Origin of the sequence: Bordetella saccharivorans, from assembly GCF_045862855.1 — a bacterium.
In the GTDB taxonomy this organism is placed as follows: domain Bacteria; phylum Pseudomonadota; class Gammaproteobacteria; order Burkholderiales; family Burkholderiaceae_B; genus Bordetella_A; species Bordetella_A petrii_F.
In genome coordinates this window covers 3,401,857-3,421,544 of record NZ_BAAFZO010000001.1, presented here as the reverse complement: position 1 = coordinate 3,421,544, position 19,688 = coordinate 3,401,857, and the positions used below count along the sequence as shown (strand labels likewise).

The 19,688-nt window shown below is 69.1% G+C and carries 22 protein-coding genes; 4 read left to right on the top strand and 18 right to left on the bottom strand.

The window, feature by feature from the left end:
• Window positions 1-19: 19 nt before the first annotated feature.
• From ACKTT0_RS16400 to paaA, 10 genes are all read right to left on the bottom strand, one after another.
• Window positions 20-481, bottom strand: a complete 462-nt coding sequence (locus ACKTT0_RS16400) for a GNAT family N-acetyltransferase (RefSeq protein ID WP_407850882.1) — start codon at window positions 479-481, stop codon at window positions 20-22.
• A 9-nt stretch (window positions 482-490) separates the two neighbouring features.
• A complete protein-coding gene (paaK, locus tag ACKTT0_RS16395; protein ID WP_407850881.1) occupies window positions 491-1,804 on the bottom strand; it encodes a phenylacetate--CoA ligase PaaK in 1,314 nt (437 codons plus the stop codon).
• Window positions 1,805-1,887: 83 nt separating this feature from the next.
• Window positions 1,888-2,358 (bottom strand): hydroxyphenylacetyl-CoA thioesterase PaaI, encoded by a 471-nt coding sequence (gene paaI, locus ACKTT0_RS16390; RefSeq protein WP_028354189.1) that lies wholly within the window; start codon window positions 2,356-2,358, stop codon window positions 1,888-1,890.
• Window positions 2,358-3,146 (bottom strand): 2-(1,2-epoxy-1,2-dihydrophenyl)acetyl-CoA isomerase PaaG, encoded by a 789-nt coding sequence (paaG, locus tag ACKTT0_RS16385; RefSeq protein WP_407850880.1) that lies wholly within the window; start codon window positions 3,144-3,146, stop codon window positions 2,358-2,360. Before paaG ends, paaI begins: the two co-directional genes overlap by 1 nt.
• A 15-nt stretch (window positions 3,147-3,161) precedes the next feature.
• Window positions 3,162-4,826, bottom strand: a complete 1,665-nt coding sequence (gene paaN, locus ACKTT0_RS16380) for a phenylacetic acid degradation protein PaaN (protein WP_407850879.1) — start codon at window positions 4,824-4,826, stop codon at window positions 3,162-3,164.
• A 54-nt stretch (window positions 4,827-4,880) separates the two neighbouring features.
• Window positions 4,881-5,969, bottom strand: coding sequence for a 1,2-phenylacetyl-CoA epoxidase subunit PaaE (gene paaE, locus ACKTT0_RS16375; protein ID WP_407850878.1), 1,089 nt, complete (start codon window positions 5,967-5,969; stop codon window positions 4,881-4,883).
• A gap of 18 nt (window positions 5,970-5,987) precedes the next feature.
• The gene (gene paaD, locus ACKTT0_RS16370; RefSeq protein WP_407852443.1) at window positions 5,988-6,458 is read right to left on the bottom strand and encodes a 1,2-phenylacetyl-CoA epoxidase subunit PaaD; all 471 of its coding nucleotides are present in this window, start codon (window positions 6,456-6,458) and stop codon (window positions 5,988-5,990) included.
• A gap of 32 nt (window positions 6,459-6,490) precedes the next feature.
• The gene (gene paaC, locus ACKTT0_RS16365) at window positions 6,491-7,255 is read right to left on the bottom strand and encodes a 1,2-phenylacetyl-CoA epoxidase subunit PaaC (protein WP_407850877.1); all 765 of its coding nucleotides are present in this window, start codon (window positions 7,253-7,255) and stop codon (window positions 6,491-6,493) included.
• A 7-nt stretch (window positions 7,256-7,262) separates the two neighbouring features.
• The gene (paaB, locus tag ACKTT0_RS16360; protein ID WP_028354195.1) at window positions 7,263-7,547 is read right to left on the bottom strand and encodes a 1,2-phenylacetyl-CoA epoxidase subunit PaaB; all 285 of its coding nucleotides are present in this window, start codon (window positions 7,545-7,547) and stop codon (window positions 7,263-7,265) included.
• Between the two features lie 64 nt (window positions 7,548-7,611).
• The gene (paaA, locus tag ACKTT0_RS16355) at window positions 7,612-8,601 is read right to left on the bottom strand and encodes a 1,2-phenylacetyl-CoA epoxidase subunit PaaA (protein WP_407850876.1); all 990 of its coding nucleotides are present in this window, start codon (window positions 8,599-8,601) and stop codon (window positions 7,612-7,614) included.
• Window positions 8,602-8,774: 173 nt separating this feature from the next.
• Between paaA and paaX the strand changes: the two genes are divergently transcribed.
• Window positions 8,775-9,710 (top strand): phenylacetic acid degradation operon negative regulatory protein PaaX, encoded by a 936-nt coding sequence (gene paaX / locus ACKTT0_RS16350; protein WP_407850875.1) that lies wholly within the window; start codon window positions 8,775-8,777, stop codon window positions 9,708-9,710.
• Window positions 9,711-9,716: 6 nt separating this feature from the next.
• Here paaX and ACKTT0_RS16345 read toward each other — a convergent pair whose 3' ends face one another.
• Together ACKTT0_RS16345 and orn are read right to left on the bottom strand one after the other, a co-directional pair.
• Window positions 9,717-10,334: an NAD(P)H-hydrate epimerase gene (locus tag ACKTT0_RS16345; RefSeq protein ID WP_407850874.1), complete on the bottom strand. Its 618-nt coding sequence runs from the start codon at window positions 10,332-10,334 to the stop codon at window positions 9,717-9,719.
• Between the two features lie 4 nt (window positions 10,335-10,338).
• Window positions 10,339-10,884, bottom strand: coding sequence for an oligoribonuclease (orn, locus tag ACKTT0_RS16340; RefSeq protein ID WP_407850873.1), 546 nt, complete (start codon window positions 10,882-10,884; stop codon window positions 10,339-10,341).
• A 45-nt stretch (window positions 10,885-10,929) separates the two neighbouring features.
• On the opposite strand from orn, the gene ACKTT0_RS16335 reads away from it, so the two are divergent.
• Together ACKTT0_RS16335 and rsgA are read left to right on the top strand one after the other, a co-directional pair.
• Complete coding sequence (locus tag ACKTT0_RS16335; protein WP_407850872.1) at window positions 10,930-12,189, top strand: M48 family metallopeptidase; 1,260 nt, start codon at window positions 10,930-10,932, stop codon at window positions 12,187-12,189.
• Window positions 12,186-13,154: a ribosome small subunit-dependent GTPase A gene (gene rsgA / locus ACKTT0_RS16330; RefSeq protein ID WP_407850871.1), complete on the top strand. Its 969-nt coding sequence runs from the start codon at window positions 12,186-12,188 to the stop codon at window positions 13,152-13,154. The genes ACKTT0_RS16335 and rsgA overlap by 4 nt, the downstream gene beginning before the upstream one ends.
• Here the strand turns inward: rsgA and ACKTT0_RS16325 are convergent.
• The gene (locus tag ACKTT0_RS16325) at window positions 13,148-13,876 is read right to left on the bottom strand and encodes a CoA pyrophosphatase (protein WP_407850870.1); all 729 of its coding nucleotides are present in this window, start codon (window positions 13,874-13,876) and stop codon (window positions 13,148-13,150) included. The genes rsgA and ACKTT0_RS16325 overlap by 7 nt on opposite strands.
• A gap of 105 nt (window positions 13,877-13,981) precedes the next feature.
• A complete protein-coding gene (gene rplS, locus ACKTT0_RS16320) occupies window positions 13,982-14,362 on the bottom strand; it encodes a 50S ribosomal protein L19 (protein ID WP_407850869.1) in 381 nt (126 codons plus the stop codon).
• A 242-nt stretch (window positions 14,363-14,604) separates the two neighbouring features.
• Between rplS and ACKTT0_RS16315 the strand changes: the two genes are divergently transcribed.
• Window positions 14,605-15,477, top strand: coding sequence for an EamA family transporter (locus ACKTT0_RS16315; protein WP_407850868.1), 873 nt, complete (start codon window positions 14,605-14,607; stop codon window positions 15,475-15,477).
• A 39-nt stretch (window positions 15,478-15,516) separates the two neighbouring features.
• Here the strand turns inward: ACKTT0_RS16315 and ACKTT0_RS16310 are convergent, their stop codons facing one another.
• From ACKTT0_RS16310 to cysD, 4 genes are all read right to left on the bottom strand, one after another.
• Complete coding sequence (locus ACKTT0_RS16310; RefSeq protein WP_407850867.1) at window positions 15,517-15,921, bottom strand: hypothetical protein; 405 nt, start codon at window positions 15,919-15,921, stop codon at window positions 15,517-15,519.
• An 88-nt stretch (window positions 15,922-16,009) separates the two neighbouring features.
• Entirely contained in the window at window positions 16,010-17,260 is a 1,251-nt protein-coding gene (locus ACKTT0_RS16305; RefSeq protein WP_407850866.1) for a PA0069 family radical SAM protein, read from the bottom strand.
• Window positions 17,261-17,459: 199 nt separating this feature from the next.
• A complete protein-coding gene (locus ACKTT0_RS16300; protein WP_407850865.1) occupies window positions 17,460-18,758 on the bottom strand; it encodes a sulfate adenylyltransferase subunit 1 in 1,299 nt (432 codons plus the stop codon).
• Between the two features lie 19 nt (window positions 18,759-18,777).
• Window positions 18,778-19,686, bottom strand: coding sequence for a sulfate adenylyltransferase subunit CysD (gene cysD / locus ACKTT0_RS16295; RefSeq protein WP_407850864.1), 909 nt, complete (start codon window positions 19,684-19,686; stop codon window positions 18,778-18,780).
• Between the last annotated feature and the right edge of the window lie 2 nt (window positions 19,687-19,688).

Sequence of the window (19,688 nt, the reverse complement as noted above, 5' to 3'; positions counted from 1 at the left end):
CGGCCGCGGCCGCGCACGCTCAGGACCGCTCTGCCAGGTCCTTGAGCATGTAGACGCGCGCCAGGCCGCGCTCGTGGACGCGATGCGTCTCGCGATAGCCGATGCGCGCATACAGGGCGAGGTTCTCGACCATTTTCTCGTGGGTGTAGAGGCGGATCGAGCGAAAGCCCGCCTGGCGCGCCATCTGCTCGGCGAACTGCAGCAACAGTTTGCCGTAGCCCCGTCCCTGCGCCGCTGGCGCCACCGCGATGTTGTCCAGGAGCATGGCATCCGGCTGCGGAAGCAGCACCAATACCGCCTGCAAGGCCCGCGGCGCGCCGACCACATAGACTCGCCCGTCGCGGATCAGCGGCGCGTAGTCATCGCGCATCGGACCGGGCTCGATGCCGATGCGCGGCACGTAGTGCGCATAGGCGGCATGGACCAGCGCCCGCACGGCGGCCAGCTCGTCCATGGCCGCCAGGCGTGGAACGGCGGACATCGCGGCCGCCTACTTGGGCCGCTTGTCCACCACCCGGCGCGCCTTGCCGGTCAGCGTGCGCTCGACGAAGCCGCAGTCCGCCACGCGCACGCGCGCCGTCACGCCGATATATGACTTGACCGCGTGCTGCAGCTGCCTGCCCAGGGCCTCGCGCTCGGCCTCGGCCAGGTTGGCGAACTCGTCGCGCACCTCGGTGAGGATTTCCAGTTCGTCCAGGTGGCCGTCGCGCGTCAGCACCAGTTGGTAGTGCGGCGCCAATTGCGCGATCTTCAGCACCTGCTCTTCCACCTGCGTGGGGAACAGGTTCACGCCGCGCACGATCAGCATGTCGTCGCTGCGGCCGGTGATCTTGCCGATGCGGCGCATGCTGCGCGCCGTGGGCGCCAGCAGCCGGGTCAGGTCACGCGTGCGATAGCGGATGACCGGCATGGCTTCCTTGGTGAGCGACGTGAACACCAGCTCGCCCGGTTCGCCTTCCGCCACCGGCTGGCCGGTGTTCGGGTCGACGATCTCGGCGTAGAAGTGGTCTTCCCAGATCACCGGGCCATCCTTGGTCTCGACGCATTCGCTGGCCACGCCGGGGCCCATTACTTCGGACAAGCCGTAGATGTCGACCGCATCGATGGCCGCCTCGGCCTCGATATCCTGGCGCATCTGACCGGTCCAGGGCTCGGCGCCGAAGATGCCGACGCGCAGCGAGCTCTGGCGCGGGTCGATGCCCTGGCGGCGCTGCTCCTCGATGATGTTGCAGAAGTACGAGGGCGTGACCATGATGATGTCCGGCCGGAAATCGCTGATCAGCTGCACCTGCTTTTCAGTCTGGCCGCCGGACATCGGGATCACCGTGCAGCCGAGCTTCTCGGCGCCGTAGTGCGCGCCCAGGCCGCCGGTGAACAGCCCGTAGCCGTACGCCACGTGCACGATGTCGCCCGGCTTGCCTCCGGCCGCGCGGATCGAGCGCGCCACCAGGGCGGCCCAGTTGTCGATGTCGCGCGCGGTGTAGCCCACCACGGTGGGCTTGCCGGTGGTGCCGCTGGAGGCATGGACCCGCGCCACCTGCTCGCGCGGCACGGCGAACATGCCGAAGGGGTAGTTGTCGCGCAGATCCTGCTTGGTGGTGAACGGGAACTTGGCGATGTCGGACAGCTGTTTCAGGTCGTCCGGATGCACGCCGGCGGCGTCGAACGCCTTCCGGTAGTGCGGCACGTTCTGGTAGGCGTGCGCCAGCGTCCACTTCAGGCGCTCGAGCTGCAGCGCCTCGATCTCGTCGCGGCTGGCGTGCTCGATCGGGTCCAGTCCGGGCTTGCTCGCGGTATTGGACATGGGGAGGTCTCCTGGTAATGCGGCGGTGCGGCGGTACGCCGCTTTATCGTATTGAGTCTGGGGGCGATGCGAAAGCAGGGTCTTCACGCATCCGGCGGCGTGCCGACGATCTGGCCCTTGATGCGGTAGGACCGCCCCCGGAACAGCGCCACCTGGCGGCCGTCCTGGTTGGTGACCGTCACATCGTAGACGCCGGTGCGGCCGGCCAGCGAGCGTTCCTGCGCGACCGCCGTCAGCACGTCGCCGGCGAAGCCGGGCGCCAGGAAATCGATGGTGCAGCCGGAGGCCACGGTGCTGGCGTTGCGCGAATTGCAGGCGAAGGCGAAGGCGCTGTCGGCCAGCGCGAAAATGAAGCCGCCATGGCAGGTCTGGTGGCCGTTCAGCATGTCCGGCCGCACCCGCATGGTCAGGCGCGCCCGGCCGGGCGCGATCTCCGCCACAGTCATGTCGAGCGCCTGCGACGCGGCGTCCACGGCGTACATGGCCGCGCCCACGGCCTGCGCCAGTTCCTGGGGATCGCCGGGCGCCTCGACGGGGGGAACGTGCGCGCTCATCAACGCCCCTTGAACTGGGGTTCGCGCTTGGCCAGGAAGGCCGCCACGCCCTCGGCGTAGTCGGCGCTGCGGCCCAGTTCGCGCATCAGCTCCTGCTCCAGCTCGAGCTGGCCGGCCAGGTCGTTGTGCAGGCTGGCCTGCAGCGCCTGCTTGGTGCGCGCCAGGCCCAAAGTGGGCGCGGCGGCGAAGTGCGCCACCAGCCGTTCCAGCGCGGCCTCGAACTCGTCGTCCCGCACGCACTGCCAGATCAGCCCCCAATCTTGCGCCTGGCGCGCGCTCAGCTTGTCGCCCAGCATGGCCAGCCCCATGGCGCGCGCGCGGCCCGCCAGGCGCGGCAGCACGAACGTGCCGCCGGTGTCGGGAATCAGCCCCAGCCGGCAGAACGACTGGATGAAGCTGGCCGACTCCTTGGCAACCACGATGTCGCCGGCGAACGCCAGGTTGGCGCCCGCCCCGGCCGCCACGCCATTCACGCCGACCACCACGGGCAGCGGCAGCGCATTGAGGCGGCGCACCAGCGGGGCGTAATACTTGCCGACGGTCTCGCCCAGGTCGGGCGGGGTGCCGTCGGCCGCCATCTGGCGCTCGCTCAAGTCCTGGCCGGCGCAGAAGCCGCGCCCGGCGCCGGTGATCAGCAGCACGCGCGCGCCCTCGTTCTCGACGCGCGCCAGGGCGTCGGCGACTTCGCCGTGCATGGCGGCGGTGAAGCTGTTGAGCTTGTCGGGACGGTTCAACGTCAACCGGGCAATGCCGCCGGACAGGTCGAACAGGATATTCTGGTAGGACATGGCGGGGCTCTCCGGTCAGACGTGGCGGCGCGTCTGCACGACGCGGAAACGGTTGGCGACGAAGGCCGAATCCGACAGCGCGGCGTTGGCGGCCGGGTTGGCGCCGGTGCCGTGGAAATCGCTGAAGGCGGCGGTCTGGTTGACGAACACCGCGCCGGTGAGGTTCAGCGACAGCGCCACGCCGGCCACTTCGGCGGCGTCCTGGATGCGCGCCGCGACAGCGTCGTCGGTGGTATAGGCCGACAGCGACAGCGCGCCGTGCTCGATCACGCTGTCGCGCGCCAGCGCGATGCTGTGGTCGGTCGAATCGGTCGCCACCACGAAGGCGATCGGGCCGAACCATTCCTGGCTGGTCGCCGGGTTGCCCGCCTCGGTGCGCAACAGCAGCGGCGTATGCACGCGCGCGCCCTCGAACTGCGGATGCGCCAGCGCCTGGCTGTCCGCCACCACCGGCAGCCCCAGCCCGCGCGCGCGCTCGATGCGCGCAACAATATCGTCATTCTGGATGGCGCCGGTCAGCTCCACCGCCTTGGCCGGGTCGGCGCACAGCTTGCCCAGCGCCGTGCCCAGCGCGGCCGCCACCTCGTCGAAGCTGGCGCGGCCTTCGGCGGTCTGGATGCCGTCGCGCGGCACGTAGATGTTCTGCGGTGCCGTGCACATCTGGCCGGAATACAGCGCCAACGAGAACGCCAGGTTGCGCGCCATGCCCTTGAGGTCGTCGGTCGAATCGACGATCACCTGGTTCACCCCCGCCTTCTCGGTATAGACCTGCGCCTGGCGGGCGTGCTGTTCCAGCCAGTTGCCGTTGGCGCTGCTGCCGGTGAAATCGACAATCTTGACGGCCGGGTCCTGCGCCAGCCGCTGCGCCGTTTCGTCGCCGGCCGGATGCGCCGCCAGCTGCACCACGTCCGGGTCGAAACCGGCCTCGGCCAGCACCTCGCGCGCCACCTGTACGGTGAGCGCCAATGGCAGGATCGCGCCGGGATGCGGCTTGACGATCACCGCGTTGCCGGTGGCCAGGCTGGCGAACAGGCCCGGATAGCCGTTCCAGGTGGGGAAGGTGGAGCAGCCGATCACCAGGGCGATGCCGCGCGGCACCACGGTGAAGCGCTTTTCCATCTTGATCGGGTCGTGCTTGCCCTGCGGCTTTTCCCACAGCGCCACGCCGGGGATGCGCGCCATTTCCTGCCAGGCATAGGTCACTGCCTCGACGCCGCGGTCCTGCGCATGCGGGCCGCCGGCCTGGAAGGCCATCATGAAGCCCTGGCCGGTGGTGTGCTGCACCGCGTAGGCCATTTCGAAGCTGCGGCGGTTCAGGCGCGCCAGGATCTCCAGCGACACGCCCACCCAGGCGCGCGGGCCAGCGCGGCGCCAGGCCTGCAGCGCCTGGCCGGCCGACTGCACCAGCGCCGCGGGCGGCACCTGGGGATAGCTGATGTCCAGCGCGAAGCCGTAGGGCGACCGCTCGCCTCCCACCGTGCCCTGGGCGCCGCGCGCCTCCAGCGGGAAAGGCTTGCCGCGCAGCGCCTCGAAAGCGGCGCGGCCGTCCTCATTGGCGCTTTCGCCATAATGGCGCGGGCTGGGCGATTCGGCGAACGGGCTCCAGTAGCCCCGTTCCGCGGCGGCGGCCAGCGCGCGCTCGAGCATGGGCTGGTGGCGTTCGAAATAGTCTGGTGACACGGGCGATCTCCGCAATGAATGGGTTCGGGGTTGGCATGCGCCGCGGCGGGCGCGTCAGGTTTCCTGGTCGAAGTCGAGCACCAGCCGGTCGCTGACCGGGAAGCTCTGGCAGCTCAGCACGAAGCCGCGCGCCACCTCGTAGTCTTCGAGCGCGAAGTTGGCGTCCATGTCCACTTCGCCCTCCACGACCTTGCAACGGCACGTCGAACAGACGCCGCCCTTGCAGGAGTAAGGCAGCTCGATGCCCTGCGCCAGGGCCGAATCGAGCACGCTGTCCTTGTTCTTGTCGATCACGAAGCTGCGGCTGTGGCCGTCCTGCACCACGATCACCTGGCACTGGCCCTTGCCCGGCGCGGCCGGCGCATCGCGGCCGGTGCGCAGCGCGCGCGGCCCGCGCGGCGCGCCGAACAATTCGAACTTGATGCGTTCCTTGGCAAGGCCGCGCTCCTGCAGCCGCTGCACCACGCTCTCGATCATGGTCTGGGGGCCGCACACGAAGGCATAGTCGATCTCGTCCGGCCGCATCCAGGCCGTCAGCAGCTGGTCGACCTTGTCGCCGTCCAGGCGGCCGTTGAACAGCTCGATGTCCTGGCTCTCGCGGCTCATGATGTAGACCAGCGAGAACCGCTCCATGTACAGGTTCTTCAGGTCCTCGATTTCCTCGCGGAACAGCACCGACGACGAGGCGCGGTTGCCGAAGAACAGCGTGAAGCGGCTGTGCGGCTCGGTCGACAGCGCCGTCTTGACCAGCGAAAACACCGGCGTAATGCCGCTGCCCACGGCGAAGGCCACATAGTTGCGGCGGTTGTCCGGCGCGAAGTCCACCGTGAAATTGCCCGCCGGCGGCATGACTTCCAGCGTCTGGCCGGGCTGCAGCTGATGGTTGGCCCAGCTCGAGAACGCGCCCTCGTCGACCTTCTTGATGGCCACGCGCAGCACGCCGTCGTCCGGCGCCGAACAGATGGAATACGAGCGGCGCAGCTCCTCGCCGTCCAGTTCGGTGCGCAGGGTCAGGTACTGGCCCGGCCGGAAAGCGAACTGCGGCCGCAGGGCATCGGGCAGGTCGAAGGTCACCACCACCGCGTCGCGCGTATTGCGCGCCACCGAGGCGACTTTCAGGAGATGGAACGAAGTCTGGCTCATGAAGCAATGCGGCCCTGCTCAATGGGTCTTGAAATAATCGAATGGCTCGCGACAGGCGGCGCAGCGGTACAGCGCCTTGCACGACGTGGAGCCGAAGTGGCTGACCAGCCGGGTGCGGCCCGAGCCGCAATGCGGGCAGGCCACCACCGGCCCGGCGGCGCGCCGGCTGATGCCGGAGACATCGATGGCGCGCTCGGCGGGCGCCGCGATGCCGTAGCCCTTGAGGGCCGCGCGGCCGCGCTCGCTCATCCAGTCGGTGGTCCAGGCCGGCGCCAGCCGGGTCTCGACGCGCACCGCCGCCACGCCGTGGCCGGCCAGGGTGCGTTCAATGTCATGGGCGATCTCGCGCATCGCCGGACAACCCGAATACGTGGGCGTGATGGTGACCACGCACGTCCCGCCGTCCCAGGCCACCTCGCGCACCACGCCCAGGTCCACCACCGACAGTACGGGGATCTCGGGATCGGGCACGCTTTCCAGCCAGCTCATGACCTGGCTGGCGGGCACGGACACGGCGCGGTTCACCACACGGCTCCGGGATAAGCGCGCGGCAGCGACTGCATCTCGGCCAGCACGTAGCTCAGCGCCTCGGTGTGCCGGCCCTGGCGGCCGCCCTGGTGCGCGGCATGGCCGGCCTCGGCCAGGTCGGGCATTGTCAGCGTGGCCTCGCCCAGTACTTCACGCACATGGGCCAGCCAGGGTTCGCGCAGCGCCGCCAGTTCGCAGCCGACGCCGCGCGCCGCCATGTCGCGGTCGATGTCGTCGTCGCTGAACAGTTCACCGGTGTGGCGCCAGGCGTCGTCCACGGCGTCCTGCATGCGCTGGTGGCTCTGCGCCGTGCCATCGCCCAGGCGCACCACCAGGTCCGACGAGCGGCGCACGTGGTAGGTGACCTCTTTCAGCGACTTGGCGGCGATCGCCGCCACCCACTCGTCGGTCGACTGCGCCAGGCGCTGCAGCAGGAAGTAATGCCACACGTCGAAGAAGAACTGGCGCGCCAGCGTGTCGCCATAGTGGCCATTGGGCCGTTCGACCAGGATCAGGTTGCGGAACTCGTGGGCATGCCGGAAATAGGCCAGCGCATCTTCGTCGCGCCCCGCTCCCTCCACTTCGCCGGCCAGCGTCAGCCACATGCGCGCCTGGCCCAGCAGGTCGAGCGCGGTGTTGGTGAGCGCCAGGTCCTCTTCCAGGGCCGGGCCGTGCCCGCACCATTCGGACAGGCGCTGCGACAGGATCAGCGTGGTGTCGCCCAGGCGCAGCAAGTATTCGAATAACGGCTTGTCCATGCGCGCCTCACATGTGCTTGATTTCGTCGGGCATGGGGAAGAAGGTCGGATGCCGGTAGACCTTGTTGTTGGCCGGGTCGAACAGCGGCTCCTTGTCGGCCGGGCTGCTCGCCACGATATCGGCCGCGCGCACCACCCAGATGCTCAGGCCCTCGTTGCGCCGCGTGTACACGTCGCGCGCGTGGTTGATGGCCATTTCCGCGTCCGGCGCGTGCAGGCTGCCCACGTGCTTGTGCGCCAGCCCGTGCTGGCTGCGGATGAAGACTTCCCAGAGCGGCCACTGCTTGCTCATGATGCGTATCCTTCAGGTGCGGGGCCGCCCGCGCGGCCCCGGGGGGTGGTCGTGTCGTATGCGCTCAGGCGGCCTCGCGGCGCGCCTGCTTCTCGGCATAGGCGGCCAGGCCCTCGCGCACCCATGCGCCCGCTTCGTGCGCCTGCTTGCGGGCGGCCAGCCGCTCGCGGTTGCAGGGCCCGTTGCCCTTGATCACCGCATAGAACTCGTCCCAGTCGATCTCGCCGAAGTCATAGTGGCCGCGCTCGGCATTCCACTTCAGGTCGGGATCGGGCACCGTCAGCCCCAGGTACTCGGCCTGCGGCACGGTCTGGTCGACCATCTTCTGGCGCAGCTCGTCGTTGGAGAACAGCTTGATCTTCCAGGCCATCGACTGCGCGCTGTTGGGCGATTCGGCGTCCGACGGCCCGAACATCATCAGCGCGGGCCACCACCAGCGGTTCAGCGCATCCTGGCACATGGCTTTCTGCTCCGGCGTGCCATGCCGGCACATCTGGATGAGCAGGTCGTAGCCCTGGCGCTGGTGGAAGGATTCCTCCTTGCAGACGCGCACCATGGCGCGCGCATAGGGGCCGTACGAACAGCGGCACAGCGGGATCTGGTTGATGATGGCCGAGCCGTCGACCAGCCAGCCGATCATGCCGATGTCGGCCCAGGTGAGCGTGGGGTAGTTGAAGATGCTGGAATACTTGGCGCGCCCGGTGTGCAGGTCGTCGACCAGGTCGTCGCGCGACACGCCCAGGGTCTCGGCGGCGCTATACAAATACAGGCCGTGCCCGGCCTCGTCCTGCACCTTGGCCAGCAGGATGGCCTTGCGCTTGAGCGAGGGCGCCCGGGTGATCCAGTTGCCTTCGGGCAGCATGCCGACGATTTCGGAATGGGCATGCTGGGAGATCTGGCGGATGAGGGTCTTGCGATAGGCCTCGGGCATCCAGTCCTGCGGCTCGATGCGCACGCCGTCGTCGATGCGGCGCTGGAAGGCCTGTTCGGGGCCGGTGAGCTGGTCGACGCCGCGGACCTGCTTGACGCCGGTTTCGACAAGTTGTGCGTACATGTTCGTCTCCTTGCGGTCGCGCCACGCCAGCCGGGAGCGGCGCGCGCGCCGGCCATTGGTCTGGCCAGGCATGAGACGATTATTTAATACACAAAATTAATTGTCAAACCTATTTTTGTATCACATCAGATATGTGTATCATGTTGAGCATTGTCATATAGGCCACGTATCCCATGGCAAATCCCCCCTCTTCCGTGGGCCGCTACATCGCCCGCCTGCTCAAGGACGACCCGCCGCGCGCCAAGTCGCTGTGCGTGAGCCTGCTGGGCGATGCGCTGGCCTGTCACGGGGGCGCCATCTGGCTGGGCGGCATCATCGAGCTGCTCGAACCGCTGGGCATCAATGAACGGTTGCTGCGGACCAGCGTGTTCCGGCTGGTGGCGCAAGGCTGGCTGCAGGCCGAGCGGCACGGGCGCCGCAGCCTGTACCAGTTGTCCGAGCAGGGCCGGCGCCACACCGCGCACGCCTCGCAGCGCATCTACGACGGGCCGGCGGCCGACTGGGACGGGCAATGGACCCTGGTGGCGCTGCCGCGCCTGGGCAACAACGGCCTGGCCGAGCGCACCGAGCTGCGGCGCGAACTGGCCTGGGAAGGCTTCGGCATGCTGGCGCCGGGGCTGTTCGCCCACCCCCAGGCCGGGGCTGGCACCGCCCATGAAATCCTCCAGAAACTGGGCATCCCCGACAAGGCGCTGGTGCTGTCGGGACGCGACCTGGCGGAGGCGGGCGGCCTGCCCATCGCCAGCCTGGCGCCGCACTGCTGGAACCTGGACGAACTGGCCGGGCAATACCGGCATTTCTCGCGCCAGTTCGCGCCGCTGGACAAGCTGCTGGACGAGCCGGTAGCGCCGGCCGACGCCTTTGCGGCGCGCATGCTGCTGCTGCATACCTGGCGCCGGATCGTGCTGCACGACCCGCAACTGCCGGTGCCCATGCTGCCCGAGCGCTGGCCCGGCCATGCGGCCCGCGCATTGTGCGGGCAGATCTACTGGAAGCTGTTCGATGCGTCGGAACAGCACCTGGACGCGGTGGCGGGACGCGACAACGACCGCTATACCGCGCTGTCGCCGGAGGTGTACGCGCGCTTCGGCGGGCGGCCGGGCGCCTAGGGCCCGCTAGGGCTCGACGGCCACGCCGAGCGTATCGAGGTGCAGCTCGCCGGCGGCGTCGCGGCCCGGGCCGGGCGCCTCCAGGCCGCGCGCCCGCCCGATGAACGACAGGGTCCAGCGCGCCCGCAGCGGGCGCCCCAGCATCCGGCCGCTATCGGCGTCCACGCCGCTGGGCACGTCCAGGGCCAGCACCGGCAGTTCCCAACTGTTGATCTCATCGACCAGCGCCTGCCAGTCGGCTCCCAGCGGACGGTTCAGGCCGATGCCGAACAGGCCGTCGATAATGACATCGGGCCGCGGACCAGGCGCCAGGCCGGCCCGTTCGGCGCCGCCCTGGGCGCGCCAGGTCGCATAGGCTCGCGCGGCGTCGGCGGGAAGCCGGCCGGGATCGCCCGGCATCACCACGCTCACCCGGTAGCCGGCGGCCCGCAGGCGGGTCGCCGCCACCAGCGCGTCGCCGCCGTTGTTGCCCGGCCCGACCAGCGCCAGCACGGCGGCGCCCGCCGCCCAGCGCGCCGCGATGAAGTCGGCGGCGGCCGCCCCCGCCCGCGGCATCAGCGCGAGGCCGCGCGCCTGCGCCCGCTGTTCGGCCAGGCGGATCCGGGCTACGGGATAGGCAGGCACTCGCCTACGCCTTCAGGAAATGCTCGCGGTAGTACTTCAATTCGTCGATGGATTCGTAGATGTCGGCCAGCGCCTCGTGCCGGCTTTGTTTCTCGAACCCCTTGTAGACGGCCGGGGCCCAGCGGCGCGCCAGTTCCTTCAGGGTGCTGACGTCCAGGTTGCGGTAATGGAAGAAGCGCTCCAGGTTGGGCATGTAGGCGTACATGAAGCGCCGGTCCTGGCTGATGGTATTGCCGCACAGCGGCGATTTGCCGGCCGGCACGTGCTGCGCCAGGAAATCCAGCAGGATTTGCTCGGCCTGCGCCTCGGTCAGGGTCGACGCCTTGACCTTCTCGATCAGGCCGCTCTTGCCGTGCGTGGACTTGTTCCAGTTGTCCATGGCGTCGAGCAGGCTGTCGGGCTGGTGCACGACCAGCACCGGCCCTTCGGCCACCACGGTCAGGTCGGGCTCGGTGACGACCACGGCGACTTCGATGATGCGCTCTTTGGTGGGGTCGAGCCCGGTCATTTCCATATCGAGCCAGACCAGGCGGTTTTCGTTCGCAGCCATATAATTTGCCTTTAAAACACTGCATTTTCTCATACCCCCCGCGCCGTGCCCCTGACCGCCCTGACCCTGCTGTTCGTTTCCCTCCTGCTGGCCGATATCTGCGTGCGGCTGTGGCTGGCCTCCCGCCAGATCCGCCACGTGGCGCGCCACCGCGACCAGGTGCCGCCCGAATTCGCGCCGCGCATCGGGCTGGCCAGCCACCAGCGGGCGGCCGACTACACCGTGGCGCGCATGCGTCTGGGCATACTGGAGCGTGTCTACGACGCCGTGGTGCTGGTGGCGCTGACGCTGCTGGGCGGCCTGCAGGCCATCGACCTGCTGGTGGCGCAGGCCACCTCCCACGACCTGCTGCGCCAATTGCTGCTGCTGGGCAGCGTGGCCCTGCTGCTGGGCCTGCTGGGGCTGCCGTTCACCTTGTGGCGGCAGTTCCGCCTCGAGGCGCGCTTTGGCTTCAACCGCATGACGCCCGGGCTGTTCGCCGCCGACCTGGCCAAGGGGCTGGTGGTGGCGCTGCTGCTGGGCACCCCGCTGGCCGCCGCCATCCTGTGGCTCATGGCCGAGGCCGGCGCCCTGTGGTGGCTTTGGGCATGGGGGCTGTGGACCCTCTTCAACCTGCTGCTGCTGTTCATCTACCCGACCTTCATCGCGCCGCTGTTCAACAAGTTCACCCCGCTCACCGACCCCGAACTGGCGGGCCGCATCAAGCAGCTGGCCCAGCGCTGCGGGTTCGCGCTCAACGGCCTGTTCGTCATGGATGGCTCGCGCCGCTCGGCGCATGGCAACGCCTATTTCACCGGCTTCGGCAAGGCGCGCCGCATCGTATTCTTCGACACCCTGCTGGCGCGCCTGAACGCCGACGAAATCGAAGCCGTGCTGGCGCACGAGCTGGGCCATTTCGCCAAGCGGCACATCATCAAGCGCATCGTGCTCAGCTTCGGCGCGGCCCTGTTGTTCTTCGCGGTGCTGGGCTGGCTCGCCCGGCAGCCCTGGTTCTACGAGGGCCTGGGCGTGCTGCCGCGCCTGGACGGCCGCAACGACGCCATGGCGCTGCTGCTGTTCTTCCTGGCGATCCCGGTCTTCACCTTCATGTTCACGCCCGTGGCCAGCTGGTATTCGCGCCGCGACGAATTCGAGGCCGACCGCTACGCCGCCACGCAGAGCTCGCCCGACCGGCTGGTGTCGGCACTGGTCAAACTGTACGATGACAACGCCGCCACCCTGACCCCCGACCCCGTGCATTCCGCCTTCTACGACAGCCACCCTCCCGCCGCCGTGCGCATCCGTCACCTCACCCAGGCGGCATGAGCGCCGCGCCAGGCCGCCCCAAGCCGGTGCGCTCGCGCCATGAACGCGGCGCCGACGCGAGCGCCGCGGCGCAGGCAGAGGGCCGCATCATCGCCGCCCACGGACGCCACTATGTGGTGGAATTCCCCGACGGCGTGCAGCGCCATTGCTTCCCGCGCGGCAAGAAGGCCGGCGCGGCGGTGGGCGACCGGGTGCTGGTCGCGCCGCAGGGCCGCGACGAAGGCGTCATCGAAGCCATCCTGCCGCGCCGCAACCTGCTGTATCGCTCCGACGAAATGCGCGCCAAGCAGTTCGCGGCCAACGTGGACCAACTACTGATCGTCGTGGCGGTCGAGCCGACCTTCTCGGACGACCTGGCCGGCCGCGCGCTGGCCGGCGCCTGGAGCGCCGGCATCGAGCCGCTCATCATCCTCAACAAGACCGACCTGCAACACGGCCTGGACGCCGCGCGCGCGCGACTGGCGTCGGTGCGCGCGCTGGGCGTGCCGGTGATCGAACTCAGCGCCCATGACACCGCAGCGGTGCATGCCCTGCTGGCACCGCGCCTGGCCGGGCGCACCACCCTGCTGCTCGGCCAGAGCGGCATGGGCAAGTCCACCCTGCTCAACGCGCTGGTTCCGCAAGCCGGCGCCGCCACGCGCGAACACTCCGCCGCGCTCGACATGGGGCGGCACACGACCACCACCACCCGCCTCTACCACCTGCCGCCGCCCGGCGGCGACCTGATCGACTCACCCGGCTTCCAGGCGTTCGGGCTGCAGCACCTGTCCGGCGCGGATATCCTGCGCGGCTTCCCGGAATTCGCCCCGCATATCGAGCACTGCCGCTTCTATAACTGCACCCACCGCCACGAGCCGGGCTGCGGCGTGGTGGCGGCCTTGCAGGCGGGCGGGATCGACCCTGGCCGCTACGCGCTGTACCGGCGCATCCTGGAAGAAAGCGAGGCCGCGCAGCAGCGCTATTGAATGCCGGCCAGCCGGTGGCGCACCACGTGGTACAGGTTGCGCAGCATGCCGGCGGTAGCCCCCCAGATGAAATAATCCTGCCAGGGCATGGCGTAATAGCGGCGCTCGCGCCCATCCGGCAATCGCGCGCGGTACAGGCGATGATTGGCGGGGTCCATCAGGAAGGCCAGCGGCACCTCGAATACCTCGGCCACCTCGAAGGCGTCGGGCGCGAGCGTATAGCCGGGCCGCACCAGCGACACCACCGGCGTGATCGAGAACCCCGTGGCCGTCAGATAGGCGGGCATGCTGCTCAATACATCGACGTGCTCGGCCGGCAGGCCGGTTTCTTCTTGCGCCTCGCGCAGCGCAGCGGCGACCGGGCCGGCATCGAAGGCCTCCAGCCGCCCGCCGGGAAAACTGACCTGGCCCGCATGATCATGCAAATGCGCAGTACGCTGGGTCAACATGACGCGCACGCCATCCGGGTGCGCAACCAGGGGGATGAGCACCGCCGCCAGCACCGGCGCCCCTTCGCGGCCGGGATAGCGCTGCTCGGGAGTCACCACCGGGTCCATCGGCCAGGGGCCGGGACGGCTCAGCGCCCCGCGCAAGGAATCAGGCGCCAGCCGCTCCGGCGGGACGGCGGCAAGGTCGGTATCGGCGGGCTGCCAGGGCTGGGCGGCGGGATCGAAAGACGGGCCGGCGGGCGGCCGGCGCGGGCGTGACGAGGGATCAGGCATACCTGAGAGGGATGTGAAAAAGGCACCTTTGCAGGTGCCTTTTTAACCCGGAATGTCCGCGAGCGCGGCATTGCGCCATGGCTGGCGCCTTGCCGCGACGGAGCATCAAGCCGACTTGGCCTGCTTGATGACGAGCTTTTCCTTGATGCGCGCCGACTTGCCCGAGCGGCTGCGCAGGTAGTACAGCTTGGCGCGGCGCACGTCACCGCGGCGCTTGACTTCGATGCCGGCGATCTGCGGCGAATACAGCTGGAACGTACGCTCGACGGCTTCGCCCGAGGAGATCTTGCGGACGATGAACGACGAGTTCAGGCCGCGGTTGCGCTTGGCGATGACGACGCCTTCGTAGGCCTGCACACGCTTGCGGGTGCCTTCCACGACGTTGACGCTGACCACCACGGTGTCGCCGGGGGCGAATTCAGGCATGGTCTTGTCGCCGGTCAGGCGCTTGATTTCTTCCTGTTCCAGGAGAGCGATGAGGTTCATGATGAACTCCGAAGTCATCGTGCGTTGCGCTGTTCTTACGCGGGGCATACGGGGCTGGCCCCGGTGCCCTGGCCTGTGCGCAAGCAGAGGATGAGGGTTTGGCAAACCCAGCATTCTACATCAAAACCAGGACGTCTGGTACTAGCCGCCATGTCTTCCCTGCCTTGCCACCCGGCCCCAATAAAAGGAGTACGCTGTAGGCCTCCGTTTTGTCACAAACCTGTCATTCCACCGGCCTCGCCATGTCGTATGCGTCACTGATATTAGTGGTCCTCGCGGCCGTGGCCCATGCTACCTGGAACCTGCTGGCCAAGCGCGCGGCGATGGTGGGACCGGTCTTCGTCTTCGCCTACGGCCTGTGCGCCAGCCTGCTGTATGCGCCCTGGGTGGTGTGGATCCTGCTGCACGAGGGCATGGCCTGGACCTGGCCGGTGGTGGCATGCATCCTGGCGTCGAGCGCCCTGCACCTGGGCTACAGCCTGTGCCTGCAGCGCGGCTATCAGGTCGCCGACCTGTCCGTGGTGTATCCCATCGCGCGCGGCACCGGCCCATTGCTCTCGACCATGGGCGCCTTCCTGCTGCTGGGCGAGCCGGCCTCGGCCACGGGCATCGCCGGCATGCTGTGCGTGGTGGGCGGCGTGCTGCTGATCGCCACCCAAGGCAGGCTGGCGCTGTTCCGCCAGCCCCAGGCCTGGCTGGGCGTGCGCTGGGGCGTGGTGATAGGCCTGTTCATCGCGGCCTATACCGTGGTGGACGCCTATGGCGTCAAGGTGCTGCTGCTCATGCCGGTGTTGTTCGACTGGTTCACCTGCGTCACGCGCACCGCGATGATGACGCCGCATGTCCTGCAACGGCGGGCCGCCAGCTGGCAAGCGATGCGCGGCCACTGGCACCTGGCGCTGGCCGTGGGGGTGCTGTCTCCGCTGGGCTACATACTGGTGCTGTACGCGCTGCGCAACGGCGCGCCGCTCAGCCTGGTGGCCCCCGCCCGGGAGATGTCGATGATGCTGGGCACCTTGGCGGGCATGTTCCTGCTGCGCGAAAAGGTCGGCATAGGCCGCCTGGCGGGCTGCGCGGCAATTCTGGTGGGCGTGGTGCTGCTCGGCTCGAGCTAGCCGCCGCGCCCCGGCGTGCCGCGGGGAGCGCCGGCCGGCTCAGAACCCCGCCACGGCCCCCAGCCACATCAGGCCGGGGATCAGGGCGGCCCACATGGCCACCAGCACGACGTCGACCACCATCTGGCGCAGCGTGACGCCCTGCCCCGCCACCCGCGCCGCCGTCCCCAGCGACTGGCTGTGGGCGGCCTGGGTATCGGCGGACAGCGTCGAGGCGGCGGGCGCCACGGGCGCGACGGCGGCCGGCTGCGCCGGACGGTCGGCCGCCTGGGCGGGCGCCGGCATGAGCTGGCGCCCACGCGACAACCCCGACGAGAACGGCCATTTGGCCGGCTGGCGCAGCACGCCGCCGCCGGCCTGCGCCAGCAGGCGCGGCAGCCAGGCGGGCAACCGCGAGCTGGGCAGGGAAACGGCGGAATCGGAAGCGAGGGTGGCGATGGTCATGAAAGACTCCGGTGAACGCTGGCAGACGAACAGCTCTGCGGATTAAGGGGCCGCCTGGACGCGCGGCGACAGCCGGTGAAACGGAAAATCAGAACAGCGACAACTGCGGCGAGGCCTGCGGCGCCGGCCTGGCGTGGCGGTGCCCGCCCGGCCCCGGCGCCACGGCCATGGCGGGCCGGGGCGGCTGGAACAGATGCGTGGCCAGTTGCAGCCGGGTGGTGTTCAGGCCCAGCTTGCGCACCGCCAGCCCGAAGCGCTGGCGCAGCAGGTCGGCCCACAGGCCGGTGCCGCGCATGCGACTGCCGAAACGGGGATCGTTGCGCCGGCCGTTGCGCAGGTCTTCGATGCGATGCAGCACGCGCTGGGCACGGTCGGGGAAATGGGCCTGCAGCCATTCCTCGAAGACGGCGCGCACTTCCCAGGGCAGTCGCAGCACGGTGTAGCTGGCGTAGCAGGCGCCCGCCTGGCGGGCTTCCTGCAGGATGTGTTCCAGGGATTCGTCGTTGATGAAGGGAATGACGGGCGCCACCAGGACGCCGACGGGCACGCCGGCATCGGCCAGCGTGCGCACCGCCTGGATGCGCCGCCAGGGAGCCGAGGCGCGCGGTTCCAGCGTACGGGCCATGTCGGCGTCCAGGGTGGTGATGCTGGCGAATACCGTGACCAGCCGCTGCTCGGCCAGCGGCCGGAGCAGGTCGAGGTCGCGCTCGACCAGGGCGTTCTTGGTGACGATGGTGGCCGGGTGGCGGGTCTGCAGCAGCAGCTCGAGCACCCCGCGGGTAAGCTGCCACTGGCGTTCGATGGGTTGGTAGACGTCGGTGGCCGAGCCGATGTTGATGGGCGACACCCGGTAGCCGGGGCGGGCCAGCTCGGCCCGCAGCACGTCCACCGCGTTGGCCTTGGCCACCAGGCGGGTTTCGAAGTCCAGCCCGGGGGAATAGCCCAGGTAGGCATGGGTGGGCCGCGCGTAGCAGTACACGCAGCCGTGTTCGCACCCACGGTAGGGGTTGACGGCGACATCGAACGGGATGTCGGGAGAATCGTTGCGCGACAGCAGCTTGCGGGCCTGTTCGGGGGCCACGGTGGTCTGGCGGGCCGGCTCCGGCGTGATGGGAATATAAGGGACGGCGGGTTCGGCCACGCCGTCGGCGGGCCAGGAGGCATCCGCCAGGGCATCGGCCGGTACGTGGGTGGCGGCCCAGCCGTCGTCGGCGGGGGCGCGGTCGGTTTGCTGGAAGCGATGCCGGACGTTAGTAACCGCTCCCCGGCCGCGCAAGGCGGCGGGGGCGGCAGCCGGGGACCCAGAACCGGCGGGAAAAACGTGATCGGTGCGTTCCATGAAAGTACTGTACAAAAAACCAGTACTTTCAGCAAGCCCCTGACGCCCCGAAAGGGCGACGCCCCACTTTACCGCAAGACGCGGCAGCCGTCTGGAGAAATCATTTCATGGTCTGGAAATCGCCCGGAAACCCGCATGAATACTAGGCTTCGCAATAAAACAACAGCCCGCCGCCGGCGTCCGGCGGCGGGCCGGGACGTCATCGCAGCATGCCCGCGGCCGCGGTCTGGTGCGTGGCGGCGTCAATCAGGATGAACGCGCCCGTGGCGGGCGCCTCGGCATAGCGATCGACCGCCAGCGCCTCGCGCGTGACCAGCGACACGCGGCCGATGTCGTTCATGTTCAGCGTGCCGCCGGCGTTGGCGATCTCCTGCAGTTCGTGAATGTCGCGCTGCGTGTGCACGTCGCGGACCTTCGCGGTGGTCAGCCGCGTGCCGTGCTTGAGCAGGTACTTGCGCGCCGGGTTCAGCGCCTGCGCGTCGAGCCAGCACAGTTCCGCTTCGAACTCGCGGCCGACGCGCGCCGGCGCATCGGCATGCGCCAGCACATCGCCGCGCGAAACGTCGACATCCCGGTCCAGCACGACCGTGACCGAGTCGCCGGCCAGCGCGGCATCCAGCGCGCGATCGAAGGCCAGCACCTGCTTGACGCGCGCGCGCACCCCCGATGGCTGCACCACGATTTCATCGCCCGGCCGCAGCACGCCGCTGGCGACGCGGCCGGCGTAGCCGCGGAAATCGTCGGCGCTGTCGCCGCCGTGGCGCGCCACCCACTGCACCGGAAAGCGCAGCGGCTGCCCGGCCGCGTCATTGGCCTGGCCCAGTTGCTCCAGCAGGCTGAGCAGCGGCGGGCCGTCGTACCAGGGCGTCCTGGCGGACGGATTGACCACGTTGTCGCCCTCCAGCGCCGACAGCGGCAGCGCATGGAAGCGGGCGATGTCCAGGCGCCGCGCCAGTTCGGCATAGGCGTCGCGAATGCGCTCGAACACGGCGCGGTCCCAGTCGACCAGGTCCATCTTGTTGACCGCCACCACGATGTGGCGGATGCCCAGCAGGCGCGCGATGGTGCTGTGCCGCTTGGTCTGCGGCAGCAGCTTGCCGTCGGCGGCGCGCGTGGCGTCGATGAGGATCACGGCGGCGTCGGCGGTCGAGGCGCCGGTCACCATGTTGCGGGTGTATTGCTCGTGCCCGGGCGCGTCGGCGACGATGAACTTGCGCAGCGGGGTGGCGAAATAGCGGTACGCCACGTCGATAGTGATGCCCTGCTCGCGCTCGGCCTCCAGGCCGTCGGTGAGCAGCGCGAAATCGATGCCGTCGCCGGCCACCCGCTTGTACTTGGCGCGCGAAATGGCGTCCAGTTGGTCGGCGAACACGCCCTTGCTGTCGTACAGCAGGCGCCCGATCAGGGTGGACTTGCCGTCGTCGACCGAACCGGCCGTGATCAGCCGCAGCACGCCGCGGTCGGCGCCCGAAAGAAAAGAATCGTTCACAGCGTTCATGGGAGCATCCAGTGTCGGTTCAGAAATAGCCTTCTTTCTTGCGGCGCTCCATCGAGGCCTCGGAAGTCTGGTCATCCATGCGGGTGGCGCCGCGTTCGGTGATGTCGGTAATGGCGGTCTCGGCGATGATGGCGGCCGCGTCGGCCGCCTCGGATGCCACTGGGCAGGTGCAGGAAATATCGCCCACCGTCCGGAAGCGCACCGCCAGGTTCTCGACCCGTTCGCCGTCCTGCGGCGGCGTCAGCGGCGTGACCGGCACCAGCAGGCCCTTGCGGCGCACCACGTCGCGCCGGTGGCTGTAGTAGATGGATGGCAACGCCAGCTGTTCGCGCTGGATGTACTGCCACACGTCCAGTTCGGTCCAGTTGGAAATCGGAAACACGCGCATGTTCTCGCCCGGATGCACGCGCGTATTGAACAGGTTCCACAGCTCGGGGCGCTGCGCTTTCGGGTCCCACTGGCCGAACTCGTCGCGGAACGAAAAGATGCGCTCCTTGGCACGCGCCTTCTCCTCGTCGCGGCGCGCGCCGCCGATGCAGGCGTCGAAGCCGAATTCCTCGATGGCTTCCAGCAGGGTCACCGCCTGCGCGGCGTTGCGCGAATCGGTCGCACGCCGCAGCACCACGCTGCCGCGCCGGATCGAGTCCTCGACGCTGCGCACCAACAGGGTTTCGCCCAGCTCGGCCGCCCGCGCGTCGCGGAAGGCGATCACTTCGTCGAAATTGTGGCCGGTGTCGATGTGCATCAGCGGGAATGGGAAGCGGCCCGGCCGGAAGGCCTTCTCGGCCAGGCGCAACAGCACCACCGAGTCCTTGCCGCCGGAAAACAGCAGCACCGGCTTGGTGCACTCGGCTGCGACTTCGCGCAGGATGTAGATGGCTTCGGACTCCAGCCAGTCGAGGTGGCTGCGGTTGACGACGACGGACATGG